This window comes from Mycetocola sp. JXN-3 (assembly GCF_014522285.1).
In the GTDB taxonomy this organism is placed as follows: Bacteria; Actinomycetota; Actinomycetes; order Actinomycetales; family Microbacteriaceae; genus Mycetocola; species Mycetocola saprophilus.
In genome coordinates this window covers 415,670-434,450 of sequence record NZ_CP041635.1, presented here as the reverse complement: position 1 = coordinate 434,450, position 18,781 = coordinate 415,670, and the positions used below count along the sequence as shown (strand labels likewise).

The window sequence follows — 18,781 nt, the reverse complement described above, 5'->3', positions numbered from 1 at the left end:
CAGCGGTCGCTCGCGATCTCGGCGAGACGCCGGCCGGGGCCAAGACCTAGTTAGGGCCAAGTTCTCATTAGGGCCAGAGCGTATGCACGATGTCCGGGGTGTACCCGTTCATCTCGACCGTGCTCCAGTGGGTGGCGATCCACGCGTTATCGCGGAAGAAGTGGTTCTCCCCCGCCTGGGGATCCCCCTCGGCCCATCCCTCGACGCCCGGTCCCACGTGAATCAGGGTGCAGAGGGTGCCGTCGTCCTTGTCCTCGCAGGTGGCACCGCGGGCGACCAACGCCGCCTCGATGTTCTGAGCCGCTGCCGGATCGATCAGCGTCACGTTGGTGTTGATCCCGAGTTCGCTGGGCAAACCCCAGGAACAGTGCAGGCCGGGATTCGCGCGCAGCAGGGTATCGAGTTCGGGAATCGCGGTGCCCGTCTCATCCGCCAGCGAGGGGTCGTTCAGCGGCAGTTCCAGCGCGCGCAGCGACGAGAACATCGGGCCCGAGTAGATGGCCTGGCAGCTCGCGGGCAGCTCGATCGCGGCAGTGGTGGGCGCAGGCTCCGCTGAATTCACCGACTCCGGGGTCGCCGAGGGTTCCGTCAAGGGGGACGCCGACGGGCCCTGCGCGGCGGTGGCCTTGGGCCGCGCGGAGTCCTTGGTACCCGAGGCTCCACGGAGCACCAGGGTCACCCCGACCACAACAACCAGCAGCGCCACCACGGCAATGATGATCAGAAGGCGAAAACGCGAGGGCGGGGACGCGGGTGCGGCCGGATCGGACGTCGGTCCGGATTCGGTCATGTCAGACCCTTCCCTCGGTGAGTGATCGGCGCGAGCACGCCCTTTCTAGAATAAGCAGTCGGGCCGCGAACGGCCTACTTCACGGGCTACTCCAAGCGCTTTGTTACCGAGTTGCGACCGTCGCCCGTCGGTCCCGGCGTTGTTCCCTGGTGAATGAGCAACGGGTTCCCGGACGCGGTCAAGCGTCCGGGAACCCGTCGTGTCCGGCGAAGGAGGGCCTAAGACCCAAACACCGTGGTGATGGAATCCTGCAGATAGTCGTCCTTCATGAAGTTGATCTGTCGAGTGCTCACCCACAGCCCATCCCGAATGAAGGAGCTTTCGAGAATCCCGGCGCCCTCCCCGGCCCAGGGGTTCTCTTCGCTGGTCCACAGGGGCATGATGCACAGGGTTCCTCCCTGGGCCTGCGTGCATTCGGCACCGTTGGCCTTCATCCGAGCGTTGACGATGGCGGCCTGGGCGTCATCCACCGCGCTGAAGGTTGTGGACGCTCCGGAATCCCCGGGGCCGCCCCAGCGGCACTCGAGGCTCGGGTGGAGGGTCTCGATCAGCGCAATCAGCTGCGCATCCGAGGTCCCGCCGCCCGACGTGTTCGGGTCGTTCAGCGGGGTTTCCTGCGAGCTCTCGGCGAACTTTTTCTGAAGCCCTGCCGAGAATCCCGCCCGACAATCGGTGGGGACGCTCACCCGTGTCGGCGCGCTGGGAGACGGGACGACACTCGGCTCGGCCGAAGGCGTGGCGCTGGGCGAGGCAGAGGCGCTGACCGACGGTCTTGGGCTCACGGATGCCGCATTGTTCCCGCCCGAGAAAGCACCGGCAACCGCGGCGATGATGAGGCCGGCCACAACCAGAATGGCAACCACGATGCCAATCCACAAGCCGGTTCGGCGGGGACGCTGCACGTGTTCGGCACCGTGCTCGGGGGTGTTCGGAGTAGTCATGATGTTCTCTTTCCTGCCGCTGAGCTAGTTGCCGAAGATGGCGGTAATGGAGTCCTGTAGGTAGTCCTCGCTGAGGAAGTTCACCTGTTCGGTGCTGATCCACAGCCCGTCCCGGGTGAAGGAGCTTTCCACGACCCCCGCGTACATTCCGTACTGTTCGTGGTTCTCGGCGCGGACCCGGCTGAATACGCAGCGGGTTCCACCATCGACCTCGGTGCAGGTGGCACCCATGTCCGCCATCCGGGCATTCACCGTGGCGGCCTGAGCGTCGGTGACGGCGGCGACGGTGGTATTCGCGCCACTCTCGCTGGGGCCACCCCAGCTGCAGAAGATGCGCGGCTCGAGGGTCTTAGTCAGGGCGATGATCTGCTCGTCACGGCTGCTGTCCTGGCCCACATCGGGGTTGTTCAGCGGGTAGTTGGGGTCACCCTCAATCTTCTGCAAAAATGCGGGGGTGAATACGGCCTTGCAGTCGGTGGGGACGGCCACGCGGACCGGAGCGGTCGGGGATGCCGACGGAATCGGAGTTTCCGACGGCGTCGCCGACGGGCTGGGCGAGGCCGAAGCGGAGGCCGATACCTCGGCGCTCGGGCTCGGAGACTCCGCCGTTTTCCCGCCACTAAACGCACCCGAGACCACGGCTATCACCACCGCAATCACCACCAAAACCGCAATGCCGATACCGATCCACAGACCCGTGCGCGATTTTTTTGACTCGGTGGATGAGGCCTCCGCCGGAAATTCTTCCGGAACGTTGGGGCCCTCGGGTGTGGTCATGATGGTTCCTTTTCTCGCGTCTTGGCGCGCCAATTAATGGGTCGTTTGACCCGTGCCGTACCGGGAGAGGCGGAGCCTCGATCAACCTGGATGCACCCCGGTCAGAAATCCCCGTGCCGGCCACACCCCGATCAACCACGTTCCCAGCGTGATGAATTACTCCCAGTTTATGTCCCACCACCGACTCGGCCGGCACAAATTTCCCTTACAAACCAATTCGTTATCCAGTCGCGATAATTCCCGGTGAAAACGCAAAAGCCCGCCCGTCTCCGAAGAGACGAGCGGGCTTTTGAGGGGGTTATCTACTAGTTGTAGGTACCCGGGGTGAAGTCGTCACCGGTGAAGGAGTCGAAGTCCACAAACGAGAGGTCGTTCTCGTCGAACACGCCGTCGGATGCGAAGATCCGGTTCGGGTAGCGCTCGGCCTTCGCCTCGTCGGTAGCGTCGACAGCCACGTTACGGTAGCGAGCCAGACCGGTACCGGCCGGGATCAGCTTACCGATGATGACGTTCTCCTTGAGGCCCACCAGCGGGTCGGACTTGCCCTCCATGGCCGCCTGGGTCAGAACCCGGGTGGTCTCCTGGAAGGACGCGGCCGACAGCCACGACTCGGTGGCCAGCGAAGCCTTGGTGATACCCATGACTTCCTGACGCGCCGAGGCGGTGCGCTTGCCCTCTGCCAGTGCGGCACGGTTCAGCTCGTTGTACCGCGAACGGTCAACCAGCTCACCCGGCAGCAGCTCGGTGTCGGCGTGGTCAACCACGGTCACCTTGCGCAGCATCTGACGAACGATAACCTCGATGTGCTTGTCGTGAATCGGCACACCCTGCGAGCGGTACACGCCCTGCACGCCGCCCACGAGGTGCTTCTGCACCTCGCGTACGCCCTGCACACGCAGCACCTCCTTGGGGTCCACGGCACCAACGTGCAGCGGAGCACCCAGCTCGACGTGCTGTCCGTCCTCAACGAGGAGGGTCGCACGCTTCAGCACGGGGTAGACAACCGGCTCATCGCCGTTATCCGGAGTCAGGATCACCTTACGAGCCTTGTCGGTCTCGTCGATGGTGATGCGACCTGCGGCCTCGGCGATCGGGGTTGCACCCTTGGGGGTACGAGCCTCGAACAGCTCCTGGACGCGGGGCAGACCCTGGGTGATGTCATCGGCCGAAGCCGAACCACCGGTGTGGAAGGTACGCATGGTCAGCTGAGTACCGGGCTCACCAATCGACTGAGCCGCGATGATACCCACGGCCTCACCGATGTCCACGAGCTTTCCGGTAGCGAGCGAGCGGCCGTAGCAGGCAGCACACACACCGACGGCGGACTCACAGGTCAGCACCGAACGCACCTTGATGGTGTGAACACCGGCGGCAACCAGCTCGTCGATCAGCACGTCACCCACGTCGGCACCGGCGTCGGCCACCAGGGTGCCGTTGTCGGCTACCGCGGCGGTTGCCAGCGAACGAGCGAACACCGAGTTTTCCACGTTGGGGTCACGAACCAGAACACCGGTGGAGTCCACGGCGGCGATCGGGAGCGAGAGGCCCTTGGTGGTGCCACAGTCGTCCTCGCGGATGATGACGTCCTGCGAGACGTCCACCAGACGACGGGTCAGGTAACCCGAGTCGGCGGTACGCAGAGCGGTGTCGGCCAGACCCTTACGAGCACCGTGGGTTGCGATGAAGTACTCCGCAACCGACAGGCCCTCACGGTAAGACGAGATGATCGGGCGAGGGATGATCTCACCCTTCGGGTTGTTCACCAGGCCTCGCATACCCGCGATGTTACGGATCTGCAGCCAGTTACCACGTGCACCCGAGGACACCATGCGGTTGATGGTGTTGTCCTTGGGGAAGTTCGCACGCATGGCCTCGGCGACCTTGTCGGTAGCCTCGGTCCAAATGGCGATCAGCTCGGCACGACGCTCGGCGTCGGTGGTCAGACCCTTGTCGAACTGGCTCTGAACCTTGGCGGCCTTCTTCTCGTAGCCGGCCACGATCTCGCGCTTGTTCGGCGGGGTGAGAACGTCGGACAGTGCCACGGTGACACCCGAGCGGGTAGCCCAGTGGAAACCGGCGTCCTTGATGTTGTCCAGGGTCGCGGCAACCACGTTCTTCGGGTAGCGCTCGGCGAGGTCGTTGACCAGGGCCGACAGGCGGCCCTTGTCTGCGACGTCCTGAACGTACGGGTAGTCCGCGGGCAGCAGCTCGTTGAACAGCGCCTGACCCAGGGTGGTGTCGACCACGATGGGTCCACCCTCGTAGCCCTCGGGCTTGACGGCCGGGTAGAAGTGCACGTCGTTCAGACGGATCTTCACCATGGCGTTCAGGTCCAGGCTGCCCTGGTCCTTGGCCATGATCGCCTCGGAGACGGTCGCGAACGCGCGGCCCTCACCGGTGGCGCCCTCGGTCACGGTGGTCAGGTGGTGCAGACCGATGATCATGTCCTGCGAGGGCAGGGTCACCGGACGACCGTCCGACGGCTTCAGGATGTTGTTCGAGGCAAGCATCAGGATGCGAGCCTCGGCCTGGGCCTCAACCGACAGCGGCAGGTGAACAGCCATCTGGTCACCATCGAAGTCGGCGTTGAACGCGGCACAAACCAGCGGGTGCAGCTGAATAGCCTTACCCTCAACGAGCTGAGGCTCGAAGGCCTGGATACCCAGGCGGTGCAGGGTAGGTGCACGGTTCAGCAGCACCGGACGCTCACGGATGATCTCCTCGAGCACGTCCCAAACCTCGGGACGGGCGCGCTCGACCATGCGCTTGGCGGCCTTGATGTTCTGAGCGTGGCTCAGGTCGATCAGGCGCTTGATCACGAACGGCTTGAAGAGCTCCAGAGCCATCTGCTTGGGCAGACCACACTGGTGCAGCTTCAGCTGCGGGCCCACCACGATGACCGAACGGCCCGAGTAGTCCACGCGCTTACCGAGCAGGTTCTGACGGAAACGACCCTGCTTACCCTTGAGCATGTCGCTCAGGGACTTGAGGGCGCGGTTACCGGTACCGGTGACCGGACGTCCACGACGACCGTTGTCGAACAGGGCGTCGACGGCTTCCTGGAGCATGCGCTTTTCGTTGTTCACGATGATCTCGGGGGCACCGAGATCCAGCAGACGACCCAGACGGTTGTTGCGGTTGATCACACGACGGTACAGGTCGTTGAGGTCGGAGGTCGCGAAGCGGCCACCGTCCAGCTGAACCATCGGACGCAGCTCCGGCGGGATCACCGGAACAACGTCGAGCACCATGGCGGCCGGCGAGTTGCCGGTCTGGATGAAGGAGTTGACAACCTTCAGACGCTTGATGGCGCGGATCTTCTTCTGACCCTTGCCCTCGGCGATCTGGAGGTGCAGCAGCTCGGCCTCGGCGGGCAGGTCGAAGGTCTCGAGGCGCTTCTTGATGGCCTCGGCACCCATGAATGCCTCGAAGTACATGCCGTAGCGGTCCTGCAGCTCGTGGAACACGGTGTCCTCGGGCTTCAGCTCGCCAACCTTCAGGTTGCGGAAGTCTTCCCACACGCGCTCGAGCTGAGCGATCTGCTCGTCGAAGGACTTGCGGGTCTGAGTCATTTCCTTCTCAGCCGCATCCTTCGCACGACGCTTCTGGTCGGACTTGGCACCCTCGGCCTCAAGGGCTGCGAGGTCATCCTCGAGCTTCTTCAGGCGGTCGGCGATGCGAGCGTCGCGCTGGTCACCCAGGGTCTTGAGCTCGAGACGCAGCTCGTTCTCCAGGCCCGGCATGTCCGCGTGACGACCCTCGTCGTCCACCGAGATGACCATGTAGGCGGCGAAGTAGATGACCTTTTCGAGGTCCTTCGGTGCCATGTCCAGCAGGTAACCCAGACGGCTGGGCACACCCTTGAAGTACCAGATGTGGGTGACGGGGGCGGCGAGCTCAATGTGGCCCATGCGCTCACGACGAACGCTGGACTTGGTGACCTCTACGCCACAGCGCTCACAGACGATGCCCTTGAAGCGGACACGCTTGTACTTGCCACAGGAGCACTCCCAGTCGCGGCTCGGGCCGAAGATCTGCTCACCGAACAGACCGTCCTTCTCGGGCTTCAGGGTGCGGTAGTTGATGGTTTCCGGCTTCTTGACCTCACCGTGCGACCAACGACGAATGTCGTCGGCGGTAGCCAGGCCAATGCGAAGCTCGTCAAAAGTTGTTACGTCGAGCAATTTCTCTCCTCAGGAAATTCTCTGGAAAATCTCTGCGTGGGCCTGGTTAGATCTCGTCCACGGACGAGGACTCAAACCGGGAAGAAATGTTGATACCGAGTTCTTCGGCGGCGCGGAAGGCGTCGTCATCGGTGTCGCGCAGGCTCACAACCTGGCCATCGGCGGAGAGGACCTCCACGTTCAGGCAGAGCGACTGCATTTCCTTGATCAGAACCTTGAAGGACTCGGGGATACCCGGCTCCTGGATGTTCTCACCCTTCACGATCGCCTCGTACACCTTGACGCGGCCAAGGATGTCATCGGACTTGATCGTGAGCAGCTCCTGCAGTGCGTAGGCGGCGCCATAGGCCTCGAGGGCCCACACCTCCATCTCACCGAAACGCTGTCCACCGAACTGTGCCTTACCACCCAGCGGCTGCTGCGTGATCATGGAGTACGGACCGGTCGAACGCGCGTGAATCTTGTCGTCCACCAGGTGGTGCAGCTTCAGGATGTACATGTAACCGACCGAAATGGGCATCGGGTACGGCTCACCGGAGCGGCCATCGAACAGCTGTGCCTTACCGGAGTGGTCGATCAGGCGGTCGCCGTCACGGGTGAGGATCGTGGAGTCCAGCAGACCCGCGATCTCCTCCTCGGACGCGCCGTCGAACACCGGGGTCGCAACCTTGGTGCCCGGGGCGGCTTCACGAGCCTGCTCGGGCAGGTTCTTGGCCCAGCTGGGCTTGCCCTCAACCTTCCAGCCCTGGGTCGCGATCCAGCCGAGGTGCGTTTCCAGCACCTGACCGAAGTTCATTCGACCCGGGATACCCATCGGGTTCAGCACGATGTCCACCGGGGTTCCATCGGCGAGGAACGGCATGTCCTCAACCGGCAGAATCTTGGCAATGACACCCTTGTTACCGTGACGACCGGCGAGCTTGTCACCCTCGGTGATCTTACGCTTCTGGGCGATGTAGACCACGACGCGGCGGTTGACGCCCGAGCCCAGCTCGTCGTCGCCGTCCTCGGCGTTGAACTCCTTGACGGCGATGATGGTTCCGCGCTCACCGTGGGGCACCTTCAGCGAGGTGTCGCGAACCTCACGGCTCTTCTCGTTGAAGATGGCACGGAGCAGGCGCTCCTCGGCGGAGAGCTCGGTCTCACCCTTCGGGGTGACCTTACCGACCAGGATGTCGCCGGGGCGAACCTCGGCACCGATGCGGATGATGCCGCGCTCGTCCAGGTCCTTCAGCAGGTCCGGGGATACGTTGGGCAGGTCGCGGGTGATTTCTTCCTTACCCAGCTTGGTGTCGCGAGCGTCAACCTCGTACTCCTCGATGTGAATCGAGGAGAGGGTGTCGTCCTTCACCAGGTTCTGGGAGAGGATCATCGCGTCCTCGAAGTTGTAACCTTCCCAGGTCATGAACGCCACGAGGAGGTTCTTACCCAGTGCCAGCTCACCGTTTTCGGTGGCGGGACCGTCGGCGATAACCTCGCCGGCCTCGATCCGGTCACCCTCGGTCACAACCACGCGGTTGTTGTAGCTGGTGCCCTGGTTCGAGCGGTCGAACTTGCGCAGGTAGTAGGTCTCCGAGCCGCCCTCGTCGAGCTGAACGGTCACGGCGTCTGCCGAAACCTCAGCTACAACACCCGAGCGGTTTGCGGTCACCACGTCACCGGCGTCGATGGCCGCGAAGCCCTCCATACCGGTTCCCACGATGGGCGAGGTGCTCTGCAGCAGCGGCACAGCCTGACGCTGCATGTTGGCACCCATGAGCGCGCGGTTTGCATCGTCGTGCTCGAGGAACGGAATCAGCGAGGTTGCTACCGACACCATCTGGCGCGGGGAGACGTCCATGTAGCCGATCTCGTCGGGTGCGAAGAGGTCAACCTCTCCACCCTTCTTACGAGCCAGCACGCGGTCCTCGGAGAACGAACCGTCCTCGTTCAGCGGTGCGTTTGCCTGGGCGACGATGAAGTCGTCCTCTTCCATGGCGGTCAGGTAGTCGATGTTCTCGGTCACCACACCGTCGACAACGCGACGGTAGGGGGTCTCGATGAAACCGAAGGCGTTGATGCGTGCGAACGATGCCAGCGAACCGATCAGACCAATGTTGGGGCCTTCAGGGGTCTCAATCGGGCACATACGGCCGTAGTGGGACGGGTGAACGTCTCGCACCTCGACACCGGCGCGCTCACGGCTGAGGCCACCGGGGCCCAGGGCCGACAGACGACGCTTGTGGGTCAGACCCGCGAGCGGGTTGTTCTGGTCCATGAACTGCGACAGCTGCGAGGTTCCGAAGAACTCCTTGATCGCGGCGACGACGGGGCGCACGTTGATCAGGGTCTGCGGGGTGATCGCCTCGATGTCCTGAGTGGTCATGCGCTCGCGAACCACGCGCTCCATACGGCTTAGGCCGGTACGGACCTGGTTCTGGATGAGCTCACCCACGGCACGGATACGACGGTTACCGAAGTTGTCGATGTCGTCGGTGTCGATGCGGATCTCCGCCGGAGCGCCCTTACGGACACCGGTGAAGTGGGTCTCGCCGGCGTGCAGACGCACCAGGTACTTAATGGTCGAGACGATGTCTTCGACGGTCAGCACCGAGTCGGTCAGCGGTGCCTCAAGACCAAGCTTCTTGTTGATCTTGTAGCGACCCACCTTGGCGAGGTCGTAGCGCTTGGAGTTGAAGTAGAAGTTGTCCAGCAGGGCGCGGGCAGCCTCGGCGGCCACCTGCTCGCCCGGACGCAGCTTGCGGTAGATGTCGCGCAGGGCGTCGTCCTTGGAGACGATCGAGTCCTTCTCCAGGGTCAGGGCGATCGACTCGTAGCCGGCGAACTCGCTGGCGATGTCTTCGCTGGTCAGACCCAGGGCCTTGAGGAAGACGGTGACCGACTGCTTACGCTTACGGTCGATACGCACACCAACCTGGTCGCGCTTGTCAATCTCGAACTCGAGCCATGCACCACGGCTCGGGATGACGCGTGCCGAGTAGAGGTCCTTGTCGGAGTTCTTCTCGGGGGTGCGCTCGAAGTAGACACCGGGGCTACGAACCAGCTGGGACACAACCACACGCTCGGTACCGTTGATGATGAAGGTACCGCGTTCGGTCATCAGCGGGAAGTCGCCCATGAAGACCGTCTGGGTCTTGATTTCGCCGGTGAGGTGGTTCATGAACTCGGCCTCGACGTACAGCGGAGCAGCGTAGGTCTTGCCACGCTCCTTGCACTCCTCGATGGAGTACTTCTCCGGCTCCAGGAACGGAGCGGTGAAGCTGAGCTGCATGGTCTCGCCCAGGTCCTCGATGGGGGAGATCTCCTCGAAGATCTCATCGAGGCCCGAGTTCGTCGGCAGGTCGTTGCGTCCCTCGGCCTCAGCCTCGGCGACGCGGGTCTTCCACGCCTCCGAGCCAACCAGCCAGTCGAAGCTCTCGGTCTGGAGAGCCAGCAGGTCGGGGACCGTTAGGGTGTCAGTGATCTTTGCGAACGACAGGCGGGAGTGCCCGCGGCCGTTCTTGGGTGAAGTGGTGGATGCGTTGCGCGCAGCAGCCAAGGAAATTACCTCCGTGGGCCCCGTCGGGCCTAGTTACCGTGAGTAAGGTGGAGTACTCGCCGGACGAACAGTGCGGACACTTCATAACCCCGTTATCTGGGTAGTGAAGCACCGAGGCCGACCGCAATATGAAGGCGTGGTGAAACGTCTGGGAGCGCAAAGGTCAAGCATATGCGACAATTCGCGCAAAGTCCAGTACGCGAGTTGAAAAGTTTGAAGCGGTCCGGTATAAGCGCGCGAGTGATCCACTGCCACGGCCGTAAGCTACGCTCTATCTGTGGCTCAACAGCAGGAAAACCCCGGCGTCCAACTCGGCATTAGCGGCTATCACGCGGTGATCGAGCCCGACCATTTCATGCCCGGCACGTTCCAGTTGGTGGTGGACGGCACCCCGCAATCGCATGTGGATCTGGACCGCCCGGATAACCTGTTCTTCGAATACGTGCAGCGCATCGGTCACGTCATCGACCTGCTGGACACCCCCGGTAAGCCGATCACCGCCCTGCACCTGGGTGCCGGCGCGCTGACCCTGCCCCGCTACGTGGAGGCCACCCGACCCGGCAGCCGCCAGCAGGTGCTGGAGCTCGAGCGCGAGCTGATCGACCTGGTGCGCGAGCACCTCCCCTGGCCCAAGCGTGCGGCCATCCGGGTCCGCTACGGCGATGCCCGCGAAACCCTGGGCAAACTGCCCGCGGGGATGCACGGGGCCTGCGACCTGATCGTGGTCGACATCTTCTCCGGCGGCCAGACCCCCGCCCACGTCACGAGCGTCGAGTTCTACCGCGAGGTCGCCAAATTCCTCTCCCCCACCGGGATCATCGCGGTCAATGTGGCCGACGGCCCGGGACTCGCGTTTGCGCGCGGTCAGGCCGCCACCCTCGGTGCGGTCACCGAAAACGTGGCCGCGCTGGCCGAAACCCAGATCCTCAAGGGACGCCGGTTTGGCAACGTGGTGTTGATTGGGTCCTTCGCGCCGCTCCCGATGGACTTCATTCCGCGCCTGCTTGCCGGCGGGCCGCACCCTGCCAAGGCCGTGCAGGGCACCGAGCTACGCGACTTCATCGGCGGTGCCCGGCCCGCCACCGACGCAGACGCCGTGGGGTCCCCGCTGCCCGACCGCGGTGTATTCACCTTCAATAGGCAGGGAAGCTAACCCCACTTCGGGACCCAGTTTCCCCATTCCGGGCGCCAAAGTCACCGGAAGGGGTTACCGTAGTCTCATGGCCGATCTTGAGCGCGTCCGAATCTGGGCGCAGGCACTCATCACGCTGCACCTCCCCAACCAGGGATGGAGTTTCCGCTTCGACAACGCTAAGCGGCGAGCCGGGCTGTGTAATTACACCGCCAAGGAAATCTCGGTATCCCGCTATCTCGCCGCCCGCTATGAGGACGACGAGATCCATCAGATCCTGCTGCACGAGGTTGCCCACGCCCTCGCCGGGTCCCGGGCCGCCCATGGCCCCAAGTGGCGGCGCGTGGCCGAGGGGCTGGGCTATGAGGGTTCCCGCCTGCACCACGGCGAGACCGCCGATGAGCTGGCACCCTGGGTGGGCACGTGTCCCCAGGGCCATACGATCTTTCGCTACCGCAAGCCCGTGCGTCGCAGCTCCTGCGCCGAGTGCTCGGCGAGCTTTGACCCGCAGTATGAGCTGCGCTGGATTCGCCGGGAGATCACCGCGGCCACCCGCGCCGCGGCGATGGTGAGCCGATGAGTACCCGCCTGCCGATCGTGTTCCCCGCTCTCACGGTGGATCACGCGCGATGAGCGCCGAACGGGTAGCGCTGCTGCGCGGCATCAACGTCGGCGGGGTGCGGATCACCTCGGCCGAGCTGGCCGCGGTCTTCACCGACCTGGGGCTGAGATCGGTGAGCACGGTTCTGGCCACGGGCAACGTGTGCTTTTCCGGGGCGATCGAACTCGCCACCATCGAGCGTGCCCTCTCCGAACGCTTCGGCTACTCGGCCCGGGTCATCCTGGTTGAGGTGTCCGACCTGGCATCACTGCTGACCCGGACACCGTTTGCCGAGGATCCCGAGCGTCACCGCTACGTGGTGTTTGCCGATCCCGCCCCGGACCACATCGAAACCTGGACCGCACTGACGGGCTGGGACGCGGAGGGCGAGGACCGGGTAGCGGGCGACCCCGAGGGCCACGTGCTCTGGTGGTCGGTCCCGCGCGGTTCCAGCACCACCACCCCGTTTGCCAAGGCGACGGCTCGGGCCGGAACCCGCGGCCTGAACATCACCACCCGCAATATCGGGACGCTGCAGAAGATCCTGGCGCGCGCCAGCTAGCGCGCGCATCACGCACGTGATTTCACGTTCGGGCCCCGAATTCAATACCCTTGGGTTCGTGATTGATCAGAATGGTGAAACCGTTGCGACGGGCCAAGAGTTCCGCTCCCGAGAGGGCGTGACCTGGCTGTTTGACAGCGGCAGCACCGCGCTTGACTTCTGCTACACCGGCGCGTGGGGCGCGGCCGACGGCCACCTCGACGAGGCCGTGGAGCTGCTGGGCGACCCGATCGCGCTGGGGACCTGGCTGACCGTGCGCATCCCCTGCTCCCCCGCGACCGACCGCGATCTGCAGGATGCCCAGGCCCTGCGATCCACCATCGCACGGATCGCCCGCGCCTTGGCCGATGAGTACCCGCCCGCGGGCACTGACATCGACATGCTGAACCTGTATGCGGCCACCCCCGATGTCCCGGCACGCCTGGCCGGCGGGGCCCGTCAGGCCGGCCGTACCGAACCGCGCGCGGCCCAGGTACTGGCGAGCATCGCCCGCGACGCCGTGGCCCTGTTCTCGGGCCGCCTGGCCGGACGCCTGCGCCACTGCGCGGCCGACGACTGCGACCTGATCTACTTCGACTCCTCCCGCGCGGGAACCCGTCGCTGGTGCTCGATGCAGCGCTGTGGCAACCGAGATAAGGTGCGTCGTCATCGCGCACGCCTCGCCGAGCGCACGCAGCTGGCCCTGGCCGGGAACCGCCTGCCCACGCTCTAGCGCGGGAGACCGCGCACTCGACGAACCTCTCCGGAAGCCGGAGGATGGGGCCCCCAGAAAAACAGGCCGAGTCTCGGCGGGGACCCCGGAACGGACGAGCCCGCACCGGCACCCCAGGGCGGCGTTACTCGGCGTGTGCCGCGACCGGAACCGGCGACTCGCGCAGCACCACAACCTCGGTCTGGCTGTCGATCTGGGCTGCGGCCTTGACCGGTTCCAGGCTCAGCTTGCGGCGCACATTCTGGCCCACTACCGAGGCCGTGAACAGGTGTCCGCTGGCCTGACGCAGGCCCGCATAGGCAGCACCGGCCACGGCGGCCTCGGGGGAGGTGAAATCGATCCCGCGATCGGCGAGGGCCTCGATAATCGCACCGGCAGCCAGCAGATCGTGGCTCGCGAATCCATCCTCGAAGCCGGCGGCGACCAGGGCGATGCTGACCCGCGTGCCGAGGTCCACCTGGCGGCGCAGGATCCAGTCGGCCACGGCCGAGCGGGTGGTGAGGGCACCGAGGATGATCGCGCTGGTCGGCGCGACCTCATCCAGGCTCGGCAGCGAGCCCGCCTCGGGCAGGGCATCCACCCAGACGATGATGTCGGCGTCGGCGAGGCGACGCAGCCCGGCCGATCCGAAGTCGAAGCGCACCTGATAGCGGGCCTGGGCGGGGGCGAAGGTTTCGGGGAGGCTGGAATCGGTCACGGTGCCAGTGTAATCCGCCGGGACCCCGCATTCATGTCGGGCGTCATGATTCCCGTCATACTGTTTCCTCGGGGTCGGCCACCCAGAGCGGGAGCGCACCGCCGGGCGTCTCCGCCGGCTGCTCCTCCCGCCAGCGCAGCAGCCCGGCACCGGGCGCGATGGTGGGGTCGGCACCCGGGCCCGAGGCGGCAATGCCCCGCGGACGCTCCTCGGGCAGCGGCGGACCCATCTCCTCCCGCAGGATCCGGAAATCGTGGGCGGAGATTTCGATCAGTCCGCGGCGCAGAGGTTTGGCCCAGTCCCAGCCGGCCGAGAGATCCAGGACATCCCGCAGCAGGCGCAGCGGAATCACATCGGCGTCGGCCTCCCAGCGCACCGCCCGCTGCCAGGGCCGCAGGCGCTCACCCGGAGGGGTGGGGATATCCACGCGGCGCACCTCCGCGGCCGTGAGACGACCGATCGCGGTAAACGCACGCAGCGGATCCTCATCGGTGGGACGGGTGCGCGGGCTGTAGAGCACGATCCCATCGGCCTCGCCCAGGTCGGCGAGCTCGCGGCGCAGACCCGGCGACACCGCAAACACCCCGTGGTGCCGACACCACGCGGCCTGCTGCCCGGACACTACCCCGAGCCAATAACGGATCGCCATAGGTTCTTTTTACCGCATACAACCGATGCTTGAGCGGCGCGCCATCACACCCGGCGCGGGAAAACCCGATCGCCCGGGAACGCGGACGACCGGGCTGCCGATCCGTTATCCGCCCACCGCGAGAGCACGCCAGATATCGAACTGACGGTCGTTGCCGTTGACGTGGCGCAGAATCACCGGGGTCGACTGCTCGATCTCCTCGGCGTTACGCAGGGGACGGAAAAAACCGGGGCCGATGAGCGCGGAGCCGCGACCCGGGGACTGAATGCGAATCATGGAAATCTCTTCCTCCGGGGACGGTACCCCGGGACTTGGGATGTTGTTGATGTTTGTCAGCGGATCTACGGCGGAACCGTAACCCGGTCGAGACTGGTTCTTGTTGTGAACCTCGAAGTGCAGGTGCACCCCGGTGCTCACGCCAAACTTGGGACCGATAAAACCGATGGTCTGACCCTCGGACACCCGATCACCGATACCGGGACCGGCGGCCGACCCCAACATGTGATAGCGCGTGGTCCAGCCACCACCATGATCAACCTCTTTCCAAAAGTTGATCGCCGCACTCTGGCCCGAACCAATCACGATCCCGGCCGAGGCGACCGGAACTGCCAGCCCGACGCTGACACCCGAGCCAAAATCGATCCCCTTGTGGAAGGGGTCCTGCGGAAAATCGCGCGGCCCAAAAACCTGGGTCACCTGACTCCGCGCAAACGGAAGTCTTGCCATCACTCCTCCTTTCACTGTGTGTGTTTCTGCGATGGGGCTCACCACAACGGGAGCCCCCTGACTAAGAGATCCGGTTTACCCCGTCGGGGAGGATCCTTTATGTCCACTAGATTAGGCACTCGTTGACATTAAAAGCAAACTATTTTGCTCGCTAAGCCGAGAAAACGGCGACCATATGACAACGCTTTGGTGTCGCGAGCACCGAGTTCGGAGCTTCAGTGCCCAGGATGATGACAACCGATGATTTTCTTGTGTATCCGTGCCCGGGCGCAAGAGCGCACTGCTGGTGTTCTTCGGCATCATCACCCAGACTGGTGTGATGTACGTTCAGCTGAAATTCGCGATGGACACCCCGGCCGACGCCGCCTGGCGAGCCCTGCGTTCGGTGGCCGTCGTTCGCGAGCTGTATTCGCCGCTGGTGGATGTGCGCCCGATCGGCGGGTTCGTCCCGGACAGTGGCGGGATCGCGATCGAGCTGGACAACCTCGAGGCGGTGGCCACGATGTGGGAACCGGGTTCGGTCGAGTGCCGCGCACGGCTATTTGGCATCATTCCGCTGGGCCGTCAGGTCATCCGAGTGGGCTTTGAACAGGCCGAGGAGGGCCGGACCCACCTCTTTGTGGACACCGGCGGGGCAACCTCGGGCCCGCTTGCGCTGCTGACCGGATGGCGGCACCGGATGGCCGTCTCCCCGCTGCCCGGGGACCCCGGCCGCACGCTCTGGCGCGACCGGGTCGAGTTTCACGGTCCGATGGCCCCGCTGTACTGGCCGGTGCTCTGGGCGCTGTGGCAGTGGCGCGGACAAAAAATCCGCGCGCTCGCCCCCGGGTGGGCACAGCGCGCGGATTCACCCGAGTAGACGGGCGCTATCGCGGTTCACCGGCAAAGGGCCAGCGGCCATTTTGCTGGTGGAAATTGATGGCCGCGATCATCGGTGAAACGTCGTACTGGGTGATACTCAGTCCGAGCGTTTCCCGCCGCGGACCGCGGACCGTCAACTGGGTCTGATTGAAGTTGCCGTGAAAGACATAGCTGCTGATTTCAGAATAGAGAAACGAATGCCGGACCCCGAAGATTGTCCGAAATTCCACCGAATCCGTGCCCGCCTTGACGTACCAGTTTCGGTACATCATGACCAGGAATATCCCCAGGAGGCTAAGCAGTCCAAAGGCAATGCGCATGGGAATCGCGTTGGATTCCCCCACGGTCGAGACAAACGACATGAGGAAACCCAGTACGCTGACAACCAGCACCGGCCATCCGAGGATCGGCACATTCTTGGGCATCCGAATACGTCCGGGATCCTTTTTCGCCCGGTTGGGGTGCTTCCGGAACCAGCGGGCTGCAAGACCCACCAGCAGGAACACCCCCACCACGAAGGCCACGATCAGGACAAGGTTCAGCGGAGTCATAGATTGTTCTCGTTTCCTTGAATCGCGCGGTTAGGGCCGGACAATTCGTTTGTTGAAGTTTTCAGGGGATGCGAACCAGTTCAGACTCGGATCCTTGGTTTCGGTCCGAAGAAAGTAGGACGCGGCGCGCAGCGCGGGTTCCAGGGTGGTTGTCTCCCTCCGGCTGAGATACACGGTGAGCGCGTCGACTCTGACGGCTTCTTCATCGTCGCCGCCATCCGGCGTGATGAGCAGGTTCCACGCATTTTCATCGGCATCGTCGGCCGAGAAATACACCACCATCGCGCCGTTGGCGTCTCCACAAATATCGAGCCTTGCATCTCCGGAAAGCGCGCTCACTCGCGACCGCTTGTTCCCATCCAGCGTGGAGGCCCGTTCGATGAATCCGGTAAGGGGTTCGCGTACCGCCCGCGTGCCATGGAGATAGATCATGTACCGGTCGGGGTCTTCGGTGGAGATAAACGACCCGGGAGCGCTCCGGGGAGTATGCACCGACCTCTGGAACAGGCCGGAAAACCCCATGCCCAGAAAACACGAAAAGAACCAAATCAGGTTGAACGCCTGTTTAGGCGCGGCAAAGCTAAACGCCAGAAATATCGCAAACATCAGCGCAACAAGTAGGGATGTTCGCCGACGCGACGTGGGCATGAATCGAATAAACAGTGCTCCGTAGAGCGTGCCTGCACAGAACAGTCCAACGGTCCATGCCGGGCTCGTGGGCCACAGGGAGATGACGCCAAGCGTTACCATTATGGCCGCGCAGAGCATGCCCCATAATGTCGATCCGACACCGGGACCAGCACGCCGCCTGCGTCTCTTCGCCACATGCTTTTCGGAGGGCGCGAGGAAGCGCATCACTCAGCTGCGGCTTCGTCGAAGTGGGGGTCCCCCGCGATCTGCAGACGAAACGCATCGGTGTACGTCCGGTGACGCACAGCGTCACCGGTGTCTGTTCTGGCACCTCGAAGCTTCGAGAGCTTATGGCCGCTCAGATCCGAATGTGCGGGCGATGTCTGTTCGCTCATGTTGATTATTCCCCCGAATAGCCAAGTGGTCACTGTTTTCAGCCTACCCTGGCCGTGCGGTGCGATAACGTCTTCAGGCCGGTGGACAGGCGAGGGCAGGCCTATCGGCACGACTCGGTCCGTCCATGTCTCCCCCCCCTCGCCGATGAGTTGCTCCGCGTCTTATCCAGCACCGGCAAAGGCGGCCCGGTAGAACCCGCTCAACCAATACAGCTCGCCACCAAAGAAAAACGCCCACAACAAAAAGCCCAGGATTTTCCCAAACAGCAACACTCCTTCCGAGGAAGTATCAGGAGGCATTTCACCTGCCGCAATCTTCCTCTGAGCTCGCCTCGACTGCAACCAAAAACCCGCAAAAAGCAGAGGGAAAAGAAACGCCGAGAAGATAGGCATATTGAGTGTCCGGCTGGCTCGCCCACTCACCTCAATCGTCGTGCCCCACGGGATCACAAACATAGCTACCACGACCAACGCGGCTCCCACGATCGCAGAAACCAAAGACCACCGAATCGCAAGTTTCGCCAGACGACGATTCTTCTCCGCAAGCTCCGGATTCGCCAGGGCTTTGGCTACTCGTCGCTCAAATTCCTCTTGCTCACTCAGTTGTTTATTCGTTCGATCTTTTTCACTCATCATTTTCCCAAAACGGTGTAGTGAAACATAAGCGGCCCTTCACCAGCCCAGTTCGGTCCACAACCAGTCGCATTTCGAGCATCCCCGATGCTCCTGCCTTAGACGATGCTCCCTGAGATAGCTCGTTTGCATCCGACAGGTGAGTTGTACCCGCCCCGATACTTGCATCCCAGAAAGATCGAATCTGTCATCCCCTTGCCCGGTCAATGATTCTTCCAGCGCTCTACCCCGGCATACTTCCTAAAAGGATATCCCGCCACGGACAAACTGCTGGGTCGCGATTCATGAATATGCAGAATCGCAATAACTATTGATTCCATCCGAAGAGAACCAACGCGCATCCGCTCCCAAACGATCCGATAGTGCGCGCTAATGGCCACGCGACCAACCCAGCAGTGCGCA

At 63.6% G+C, this 18,781-nt stretch carries 16 protein-coding genes; 5 read left to right on the top strand and 11 right to left on the bottom strand.

What is annotated here, in order from left to right; genetic code table 11:
- Positions 1–67: 67 nt before the first annotated feature.
- From C7C57_RS02040 to rpoB, 5 genes are all read right to left on the bottom strand, one after another.
- Entirely contained in the window at positions 68–790 is a 723-nt protein-coding gene (locus tag C7C57_RS02040; RefSeq protein WP_187977413.1) for a hypothetical protein, read from the bottom strand.
- Positions 791–1,008: 218 nt separating this feature from the next.
- On the bottom strand, positions 1,009–1,731 hold the full coding sequence (locus C7C57_RS02035) for a hypothetical protein (RefSeq protein ID WP_187977412.1): 723 nt from the start codon (positions 1,729–1,731) through the stop codon (positions 1,009–1,011).
- Between the two features lie 24 nt (positions 1,732–1,755).
- Positions 1,756–2,508, bottom strand: a complete 753-nt coding sequence (locus tag C7C57_RS02030; protein ID WP_187977411.1) for a hypothetical protein — start codon at positions 2,506–2,508, stop codon at positions 1,756–1,758.
- Between the two features lie 305 nt (positions 2,509–2,813).
- A complete protein-coding gene (gene rpoC, locus C7C57_RS02025) occupies positions 2,814–6,692 on the bottom strand; it encodes a DNA-directed RNA polymerase subunit beta' (RefSeq protein ID WP_030147967.1) in 3,879 nt (1,292 codons plus the stop codon).
- 46 nt (positions 6,693–6,738) lie between these two features.
- On the bottom strand, positions 6,739–10,230 hold the full coding sequence (rpoB, locus tag C7C57_RS02020; protein WP_030147966.1) for a DNA-directed RNA polymerase subunit beta: 3,492 nt from the start codon (positions 10,228–10,230) through the stop codon (positions 6,739–6,741).
- A 355-nt stretch (positions 10,231–10,585) separates the two neighbouring features.
- Between rpoB and C7C57_RS02015 the strand changes: the two genes are divergently transcribed.
- The 4 genes from C7C57_RS02015 (at position 10,586) to C7C57_RS02000 (ending at position 13,237) form a co-directional block, all read left to right on the top strand.
- Positions 10,586–11,383: a fused MFS/spermidine synthase gene (locus C7C57_RS02015; protein WP_187978247.1), complete on the top strand. Its 798-nt coding sequence runs from the start codon at positions 10,586–10,588 to the stop codon at positions 11,381–11,383.
- Positions 11,384–11,450: 67 nt separating this feature from the next.
- Complete coding sequence (locus tag C7C57_RS02010; protein WP_030147964.1) at positions 11,451–11,942, top strand: SprT-like domain-containing protein; 492 nt, start codon at positions 11,451–11,453, stop codon at positions 11,940–11,942.
- 49 nt (positions 11,943–11,991) lie between these two features.
- Positions 11,992–12,525 carry a DUF1697 domain-containing protein gene (locus tag C7C57_RS02005; protein WP_187977410.1) on the top strand — a complete coding sequence of 178 codons (534 nt, stop codon included), beginning with the start codon at positions 11,992–11,994 and terminating at the stop codon, positions 12,523–12,525.
- Positions 12,526–12,583: 58 nt separating this feature from the next.
- Positions 12,584–13,237 (top strand): CGNR zinc finger domain-containing protein, encoded by a 654-nt coding sequence (locus C7C57_RS02000; RefSeq protein WP_245601244.1) that lies wholly within the window; start codon positions 12,584–12,586, stop codon positions 13,235–13,237.
- A gap of 124 nt (positions 13,238–13,361) precedes the next feature.
- Here C7C57_RS02000 and C7C57_RS01995 read toward each other — a convergent pair whose 3' ends face one another.
- From C7C57_RS01995 to C7C57_RS01985, 3 genes are all read right to left on the bottom strand, one after another.
- Positions 13,362–13,934 carry a 2-phosphosulfolactate phosphatase gene (locus C7C57_RS01995; protein ID WP_051701691.1) on the bottom strand — a complete coding sequence of 191 codons (573 nt, stop codon included), beginning with the start codon at positions 13,932–13,934 and terminating at the stop codon, positions 13,362–13,364.
- Between the two features lie 55 nt (positions 13,935–13,989).
- On the bottom strand, positions 13,990–14,583 hold the full coding sequence (locus tag C7C57_RS01990) for an EVE domain-containing protein (protein WP_162178499.1): 594 nt from the start codon (positions 14,581–14,583) through the stop codon (positions 13,990–13,992).
- Positions 14,584–14,688: 105 nt separating this feature from the next.
- Positions 14,689–15,309, bottom strand: coding sequence for a M23 family metallopeptidase (locus tag C7C57_RS01985; RefSeq protein WP_187977409.1), 621 nt, complete (start codon positions 15,307–15,309; stop codon positions 14,689–14,691).
- A gap of 259 nt (positions 15,310–15,568) precedes the next feature.
- Between C7C57_RS01985 and C7C57_RS01980 the strand changes: the two genes are divergently transcribed.
- Positions 15,569–16,168: a hypothetical protein gene (locus C7C57_RS01980; RefSeq protein ID WP_255505750.1), complete on the top strand. Its 600-nt coding sequence runs from the start codon at positions 15,569–15,571 to the stop codon at positions 16,166–16,168.
- A gap of 7 nt (positions 16,169–16,175) precedes the next feature.
- Here the strand turns inward: C7C57_RS01980 and C7C57_RS01975 are convergent, their stop codons facing one another.
- The 3 genes from C7C57_RS01975 to C7C57_RS01965 form a co-directional block, all read right to left on the bottom strand.
- Positions 16,176–16,721, bottom strand: coding sequence for a hypothetical protein (locus C7C57_RS01975; RefSeq protein ID WP_187977408.1), 546 nt, complete (start codon positions 16,719–16,721; stop codon positions 16,176–16,178).
- A gap of 30 nt (positions 16,722–16,751) precedes the next feature.
- A complete protein-coding gene (locus C7C57_RS01970) occupies positions 16,752–17,369 on the bottom strand; it encodes a hypothetical protein (protein WP_187977407.1) in 618 nt (205 codons plus the stop codon).
- Positions 17,370–17,908: 539 nt separating this feature from the next.
- A complete protein-coding gene (locus C7C57_RS01965; protein ID WP_223144778.1) occupies positions 17,909–18,379 on the bottom strand; it encodes a hypothetical protein in 471 nt (156 codons plus the stop codon).
- Between the last annotated feature and the right edge of the window lie 402 nt (positions 18,380–18,781).